The organism is Kitasatospora sp. NPDC096204 (assembly GCF_044763205.1).
In the GTDB taxonomy this organism is placed as follows: domain Bacteria; phylum Actinomycetota; class Actinomycetes; order Streptomycetales; family Streptomycetaceae; genus Kitasatospora.
Genome location: NZ_JBIWFT010000062.1, coordinates 32,407 through 40,331 on the forward strand (window position 1 = coordinate 32,407; position 7,925 = coordinate 40,331).

Sequence of the window (7,925 nt, forward strand, 5' to 3'; positions counted from 1 at the left end):
GTTGATCCCTTGCGGGATCAGTACCCCCGACCGGATTCGAACCGGCGCTACTGCCGTGAGAGGGCAGCGTGCTAGGCCGCTACACAACGGGGGCTTTCCAGGTGGTCCCTCGCGGGACCGGTTGATCCCTTGCGGGATCAGTACCCCCGACCGGATTCGAACCGGCGCTACTGCCGTGAGAGGGCAGCGTGCTAGGCCGCTACACAACGGGGGCTTGATCTTCTTTTATGTTGCCGTACTCGCGTACTGCGCTGGGGTACCAGGACTCGAACCTAGACTAAATGAACCAGAATCACTCGTGCTGCCAATTACACCATACCCCACCAGAGTTGAACCCTCGCGGGCCCTTCTCAGGCGTTGCGCCTCTCGGTCGGTCCCTTCCGAGGGGCTTTCGTTCCCTCGTCCGTTCCCTCCCGGGCGGCGCAGAAAGAACATTACCCGACGTCGGCCCCGGGTCCAAAATCGATAACCCCAGGCAGCGACCGGGAGGCCTGCGGATGACCTCCGGGTACGCCGCGGGCCCGGCACGAAGCCGGGCCCGCGGCCTGCTCAGCGGCCCGCTCAGGCGGCCGGCAGGGCGTCCTGGGCGGCCCGCAGCCTGCGCAGCGTCTCAGGGCGTCCCAGCAGCTCCATGGACTCGAACAGCGGCGGGGAGACCCGGCGGCCGGTGACGGCCACCCGCAGCGGCGTGAAGGCGAACTTGGGCTTGATGCCCAGCCCGTCCACCAGCGCCTCGCGCAGCGCGGCCTGGATCGGCTCCGGGGTGAAGTCCGCGAGCTCCTCCAGTGCCTTGATGCTGGCCTCCAGCACCGGGCGGGCGTCCGCGGTGAGCACCTTGGCGGCGTCGTCCGGGTCGAGGGCGAACTTCTCCGGCGCCACGAACAGGAAGCCGGCCATGTTCACGATCTCGCTCAGCACGACCATCCGCTCCTGGGTGAGCGGCGCCACCTTGGCGAGCAGGTCCAGCTGCTCGGCGGTGGGCTCGGCCGGCAGCAGCTCGGCACCCTGGAGGAAGGGCACCAGGCGGCGGACGAAGTCCTCCGGGGCCAGCCGGCGGACGTGCTCGGCGTTGATCGCCTCGCACTTCTTCAGGTCGAAGCGGGCCGGGTTGGCGTTCACCTTGGTGACGTCGAAGGCGGCGACCATCTCGTCCATGTCGAACAGGTCGCGGTCCTCGGCCAGCGACCAGCCCAGCAGGGACAGGTAGTTGAGCAGGCCCTCACGGATGAAGCCGCGCTCGCGGTACATGTTGAGCGAGGACTGCGGGTCGCGCTTGGAGAGCTTCTTGTTGCCCTCGCCCATCACGTACGGCAGGTGGCCGAAGCGCGGGGTGGTGCCGTTGCCGACGCCGATCTCGGCGAGCGCGGCGTACAGCGCGACCTGCCGCGGGGTGGAGGACAGCAGGTCCTCGCCGCGCAGCACGTGGGTGATGCCCATCAGGGCGTCGTCCACCGGGTTGACCAGGGTGTACAGCGGGGCGCCGTTGGCCCGGACGATGCCGTAGTCCGGCACGTTCTCCGGCTCGAAGGTGAGCGTGCCGCGGACCAGGTCGTCGAAGCTGATGGTCTTGTCGGGCATCCGGAAGCGCAGGATCGGCTCGCGCTTCTCCAGCTTGTAGACGGCGACCTGCTCATCGGTCAGCTCGCGGCAGTGGCCGTCGTAGCCGGAGGGCTTGCCGGCCGCGCGGGCGGCCTCGCGGCGGGCGTCCAGCTCCTCGGTGGAGCAGTAGCAGTGGTAGGCGTGGCCCGCCTCGTGCAGGCGGCGGGCGACATCGGCGTAGATGTCCATCCGCTGCGACTGCCGGTACGGCGCGTTCGGGCCGCCGACCTCCGGGCCCTCGTCCCAGTCGAGGCCGAGCCAGCGCATCGCGTCGAGCAGCTGGTTGTACGACTCCTCGGAGTCGCGGGCGGAGTCGGTGTCCTCGATCCGGAAGACCAGCGTGCCGCCGTTGTGGCGGGCGTAGGCCCAGTTGAACAGGGCCGTGCGGACCATGCCCACGTGGGGGTTGCCGGTCGGGGAGGGACAGAAGCGAACCCGGACGGCCGGGTCAGTGTTAGCCACGCTTGATCACCTTGTTGGTGAGAGTGCCGATGCCTTCGATGGAGACGGCGACCTCGTCGCCGACGTTGAGGGGGCCCACCCCTGCGGGTGTGCCGGTGAGGATGACGTCGCCGGGCAGCAGCGTCATGGCCTCGGAGATGTGGACGACCAGCTCGGCGACCGAGCGGACCATCAGGGAGGTGCGGCCGGTCTGGCGGAGCTCGCCGTTGACGGTGCACGTGATCGCGAGGTCGCTCGGGTCGAGGTCGGTCTCGATCCACGGGCCCAGCGGGCAGGCCGTGTCGAAGCCCTTGGCCCGGGCCCACTGGCCCTCGCGCTGCTGGACGTCCCGGGCGGTGACGTCGTTGGCGCAGGTGTAGCCGAGGATCACCTCGGGCACCCGGTCCAACGGCACCTCACGGCACATCCGGCCGATCACCACGGCGAGTTCGGCCTCGTGGTGGACGTCCGAGGAGAACGGCGGGTACGCGATGTTCTCGGTCGGACCGATCACCGAGGTGGACGGCTTGAAGAAGGTGAGCGGGACGTCCGGGACGTCGTTGCCCAGCTCCGCCGCGTGGGCCGCGTAGTTGCGGCCGACCGCCACGATCTTGTTCGGGAGCATCGGGCTGAGCAGCCGGACGTCCTGGAAGCGGAAGCTCTCGCCGGTGGGCTGGGGCTGGCCGAACGGGTGGCCGGCCAGCGCGTGGACGACCAGCGAGTCGGGCTGGGAAGGGTCGCCCTCCACCACGCCGAAGGAGACGCTGCCGGCGGCAGGGCTCCCTTCCCGGACGGAAAACCTGGCAATGCGCACGGCTGGGGTACCCCTCGCTTCGTCGGCCGCCCGGGGCGCGCCCGGGCGCTGGTGGGCGCCCCGCCCACAGTGGGCGCGGCCCCGTCAATCGGTCTCCAGGCTATCGCGTGGGGCCTCGGCTGACCGCTTTGCCCCTGTTCAGGACGGTCGGGGCGGAGTCCGGGCCGACCGGGGCGCGGAGGCCCGCCGGGCACCCCCGCGCAACGGCGAGGGCGCCGCCGCCACGGGTGTGACGACGGCGCCCTCGGCGCGGCGATGCGGGGGTCAGTCCTGCACGACGACGACCGGCGCGACCATCAGCTGGGTGCGGCGCGGGTTGGCGGTGGCGGCCGGCAGCTCGGTGCCGTAGGTCACGACGTCCTCGGGCTTGCGGGCGCCCGGGATCTTGCTGAAGTCCTCGACCGAGGCCAGCGTCGTCCGGCGCGGGTTCGCCGTGGGGCGGCAGGACAGCGTGGACTTGGTGGCGTTCTTCGCCTGGGACATCGAGAGCACCTCGTGGTCATGGCCGGACCGACCGCGGCGGATCGGGACGACCTGATGGATTCCGATTGATTCGGAGGGGTTCTGGGCAGGCTGATCGATGCCGTGCCCAGGCGACAGTCAGGTTACGAGATCTCATTCCACAGAGGCCGTGACCAAAGCTACACATTGGGCTGTGATTTTGCTCACAAAATGCCGAGCAAAACGCAGATATCCGACATATCGCCGCACTCGGATTTTCCGACATTCCCCCCGATAAAGGGCATTCCGGAAGGTCTGTGGCTCTTCCCGACGCTGCGCCCGCTTGGCATGTATCCGGCGAGTGTCCGAAAAAGGCGGTATTCCGGTCCCGTTGGCACACAGTCCGTGAGATCGCGCAAGCGGTCGGTAGCGCCCGACACCCGGTACCTGCGGCCCTTGTTGGGATTCCCCGGCTGTGCTGGAATGCGACGGACCGTGGGTAGGGAGTGGTCCACCCCGGTGCCCGCTCTCCCGGACCGGCCGGGGTGCGGATGGAAACTCGACACCGTCCAGGCCGTGGCGACGCGGCGGGACGCCCGGTCCAGAGGTTGCGACGCCAGTGCAGGGACGTTTCAAAAGGGGTAGCGGCGCCGCGGGTAACCCGGAGTCGCGTGAGCCTGTGGCAGCCCCTCAACAGGCGGCGGCCCCCGGCGGCCCCGCCGAGCCGGTGACACCCGAGGCCCCCGGCCGCCCGGAGGAGGACGGCCAGGAGCGGAAGTCCACCCGGGACAAACTCCGCACGTCCCTGACCCGGCGCCGCGCCACCGGTCTGAACCGGCTCGCGATGCGCAACTGGCGCATCCGCACCCGTCTGATCGCGCTGCTCGCCCTCCCCGTCCTGGTCTCGCTGGTCCTCGGTGGCCTGCGCATCCAGAGCTCGATGGAGAACTCGCAGCAACTCGCCCAGATGGCCAACCTGTCCGACCTGGCCAAGAAGGCGACCAACCTCGCGGACGCGCTCCAGACCGAGCGCGACATCAGCGCGGGCCCGATCACCCACGACCCGACCGCCCCGCTGGACGACGACATCGTCGCGGCCCGCAAGTCCACCGACGACCTGAGCCGCACCTTCACCACGTCCTCCGACAAGTTCGAGAACCTCGAACTGTCCGGCGGCAAGGCGCTGTTGCTCCAGATCCGCAAGGACCTGAACTCGATCGCGGACACCCGCAGCCTGCCGTACCAGAACAACCAGAACATCCAGTCGACGATCACCGCCTACGACGTGATCATCCGCGACCTGCTGTCCATCACCCAGGACATCGCGCTCGCGTCGAACAACAAGGACCTGGTCGTCTCGACCCGCGCGCTGCAGCAGTTCTCGCTGGCGAAGAACGCGACCTCGCAGCAGCGGGCCCTGATCAGCGCCGCGCTCGCCAACCCGAAGACCCCCGACCTCAGCCCCAGCGACGAGTCCTTCGGTATCCGTCTGCGCAGCTCGTACGACAACGCGATCGCGAGCTTCAACAACATCTACACCGCGCACGACCTGGACAACCTGCGCAGCCAGCTGAGCTACAACTCGGTGGTCGCCGACGCCGACCGCTACGCCTCCACGATCCTGACCCAGAGCGGCATCCGCCAGACCGAGGCGGTCAGCTACAAGGACTGGTACGAGAAGGCCAGCGCCAAGATCACCGCCGAGCGCCGGATCGAGTCCAAGCTCATCGAGAACCTGGACGGCAAGGCCCAGGACCTCCAGTCCCAGGCCGACGCCGACGCCCTGATCATCGGTGTCGCGATCGCCCTGGTGCTGCTCTTCGCCCTCGGTGGCGCCGGTCTGATCGCCCGCTCGATGGTGCGCTCGCTGACCCGCCTCCAGGCCGCGGCCGAGGACGTCGCCGAACGCCGCCTGCCCGAGCTGGTCAAGACCCTCTCCGAGGCCGACCCCCACGACGTCGACACCACGGTCGAGCCGGTCGCCATCGACTCCACCGACGAGATCGGCCACGTGGCCCACGCGTTCGACATGGTGCACAGCGAGGCCGTCCGCCTCGCCGCCGAGCAGGCCCTCCTGCGCGGCAACATCAACGCGATGTTCACCAACCTCTCGCGCCGCAGCCAGGGCCTCATCCAGCGCCAGCTGTCGCTCATCTCCGAGCTGGAGAGCCGCGAGGCGGACCCGGACCAGCTGGCCAACCTCTTCAAGCTGGACCACCTCGCGACCCGCATGCGCCGCAACGGCGAAAACCTCCTCGTCCTCGCCGGCGAGGACCCGGGCCGCCGCTGGACCAGGCCCGTCCCGCTGGTCGACGTGCTCCGCGCCGCCGCCTCCGAGGTGGAGCAGTACGAGCGCATCGAGCTCGCCGCCGTGCCGTCGGCCGAGGTCGCCGGCCGCGTCGTCAACGACCTCGTCCACCTGCTCGCCGAGCTGCTGGAGAACGCCACCTCGTTCTCCAGCCCGCAGACCCGCGTCCGGGTCACCGGCCACGCGCTGCCGGACGGCCGCGTGCTGGTCGAGATCCACGACACCGGCATCGGCCTGAGCCCCGACGACCTCGCCGAGATCAACGAGCGCCTCGCCAACCCGCCGACGGTGGACGTCTCCGTCTCCCGCCGCATGGGCCTCTTCGTGGTCGGCCGCCTGTCCCTGCGACACGGCATCCGCATCCAGCTGCGTCCCAGCGACTCCGGCGGCACCACCGCGCTGGTCATGCTCCCGGTGGACGTCACCAACTCCGGCGACCGCCGCGGTGCGGGCCGGGCCGGCTCAGGCCAGGGCAAGCAGCAGCGCGGGGTCGCCCCGACGCCGCGCCAGCAGCGCCAGGTCCCGCCCGGCCGCCAGGGCGGTCAGGCCGCGCTCGGCCAGGGCCCGGCCGCCGGTGCCCCGCAGGGCGGGCGCCCGCAGCTCGGCCAGGGCGGCCCGACCGCTCCGGCCGGCCCCGGCCCGCAGGCGGGCCCCGGCCCGCAGGCGGGCCCCGGTCCGCAGGCCGGTCCGGGTGCGCCCGGCGGCGGTCTGCCGACCCGCAAGGTCGGCCAGTCGCTGCGGGAGAACCCCCCGCAGGGCGGCGGTCAGCAGGGCCAGGGCCGACAGCCCGCCCAGCCTCAGCCGAAGCAGAAGCGGCAGGCTCCGCAGAACCAGCAGGCCCCGCAGGCCCCGCAGAGCCAGCAGGTTCCGCAGCAGGCCCAGCAGGGCGGTCTGCCGCAGCGCGCCCCGGGCCGCCAGGGCCCGCCGCAGAGCGGTCCGAACGGCCTGCCCCGCCGCGACCGTCAGCAGCAGCCCGGCCAGCCCCAGGCCGGTCAGCAGCAGCCCGGTCAGCCGCAGGCCCGTCCGCAGCAGCCCGGCCAGCCCCAGCCGAACCAGCCGCAGGCAGGTCAGCCCCAGCCGGGCCGTCCCGGCCAGGAACGGCCGCGTCCCGGCGGCGAGTTCGCCGGCGGTCCGGGTGTCCGGACCGGCGAGCAGCCGCAGCACGGCCGCCCCGGCGGTCCCGGCACTCCGCCGCAGGGGGCCCGTCCGGGCAACCGTCCGCAGGACGGCCTGCCGCAGCGCCGTCCTGCCCCGCAGGGCCCCGGCGCCCCCGGTCGGCCCGCCGCCCAGGGCCCGCGCGGTCCGCAGCACCCCGGCCCGGACGCGCCGCAGCGCGACCGTCAGCCGCAGCTGCCGCCGCAGGCCCAGCAGCAGCCCCAGCCGCTGCCGTCGGCCGAGCCGGCGCCGGTGGAGAGCACCCAGCAGTTCGCCCGCCCGCGCTTCGAGGCCAGCCAGATCGACCCGCGCGACCCGCTGGGCCTCGGCCTGGTCGAGCCCGTGCTGCCGAACGTGCCGAACCCGCCGCGTCCGGAGCCGGTGCGCCAGGAGCAGGCCCCGCAGCAGCCCCAGCCGCTGCCGCACCAGGAGCCGATGGCGCTGCCGACCGGCGGCGAGCAGTCCTGGTTCCCGCAGTCCGAGGGCCCGCAGCAGGCGCGGCCGCGGCCGTACCAGCCGCGCCGCCCCGGCACCTCCGCGCCGGAGTTCCAGCAGGGGGCCGAGGAGCAGCAGGCTCCGCGTCGGGCGCCCCAGCCGGCGCCGCAGCAGCAGGCCCCCCAGCAGCCGCAGGCGCCGCAGCAGCAGGCCCCGCAGCAGCCGCAGGCCCCCCAGCCGGCTCCCCAGCAGGGTCAGCCGCAGCCGGGCACCGGCGACACGCCGTGGCGTCCGTCCGCGAACGACGAGCGCTGGCGCCGTGCCGAGCAGATCCGCGAGCCCTCGACCAGCGGCGTCACCATGTCGGGCCTGCCCCGGCGGACCCCGCAGGCCAACCTGGTCTCCGGCACCGCCGAGGCCTCGCCGCTGACCGGTCCCCAGGTCTCCCGGGCCCCCGAGGAGGTCCGCGGCCGACTGACCAACCTGCGTCGCGGCATCCAGCAGGGCCGTCGCGTCGGGGCCGAGCAGGCCGCCAACCAGGCGGGCTTCCAGCATGGTGCCCAGCAGCCCGGATTCGATAGTTTCGGTGGCCGGAGCGACGGCAACGGCGCAGATCACCAGGAGCGTTGAGTTGAACCAGATGAGCCAGGCCGCACAGAACCTGAACTGGCTGATCACCAATTTCGTGGACAACACCCCCGGGGTGTCCCACACCGTGGTGGTCTCCGCGGA

The 7,925-nt window shown here is 71.9% G+C and carries 4 protein-coding genes, 3 tRNA genes and 1 pseudogene; 2 read left to right on the forward strand and 6 right to left on the reverse strand.

The features are described 5' to 3' along the window. Positions 1–21 precede the first annotated feature (21 nt). The 6 genes from ACIQ87_RS38530 to ACIQ87_RS38555 form a co-directional block, all read right to left on the reverse strand. A tRNA-Glu gene (locus ACIQ87_RS38530) sits at positions 22–94 on the reverse strand. A gap of 47 nt (positions 95–141) precedes the next feature. Further along, positions 142–214, reverse strand: a tRNA-Glu gene (locus ACIQ87_RS38535). Between the two features lie 37 nt (positions 215–251). Next, positions 252–323: transfer RNA gene (locus tag ACIQ87_RS38540), tRNA-Gln, on the reverse strand. Positions 324–561: 238 nt separating this feature from the next. Next, entirely contained in the window at positions 562–1,992 is a 1,431-nt protein-coding gene (gltX, locus tag ACIQ87_RS38545; protein WP_402416637.1) for a glutamate--tRNA ligase, read from the reverse strand. Positions 1,993–2,053: 61 nt separating this feature from the next. Beyond that, positions 2,054–2,854 (reverse strand): fumarylacetoacetate hydrolase family protein, encoded by an 801-nt coding sequence (locus tag ACIQ87_RS38550; RefSeq protein WP_402416631.1) that lies wholly within the window; start codon positions 2,852–2,854, stop codon positions 2,054–2,056. Positions 2,855–3,118: 264 nt separating this feature from the next. Continuing rightward, entirely contained in the window at positions 3,119–3,337 is a 219-nt protein-coding gene (locus tag ACIQ87_RS38555) for a hypothetical protein (protein ID WP_380456464.1), read from the reverse strand. 637 nt (positions 3,338–3,974) lie between these two features. Between ACIQ87_RS38555 and ACIQ87_RS38560 the strand changes: the two genes are divergently transcribed. Together ACIQ87_RS38560 and ACIQ87_RS38565 are read left to right on the forward strand one after the other, a co-directional pair. Then, on the forward strand, positions 3,975–7,823 hold the full coding sequence (locus ACIQ87_RS38560) for a nitrate- and nitrite sensing domain-containing protein (protein ID WP_402416634.1): 3,849 nt from the start codon (positions 3,975–3,977) through the stop codon (positions 7,821–7,823). 10 nt (positions 7,824–7,833) lie between these two features. Then, positions 7,834–7,925: pseudogene (locus tag ACIQ87_RS38565) on the forward strand (roadblock/LC7 domain-containing protein); the annotation flags it as partial.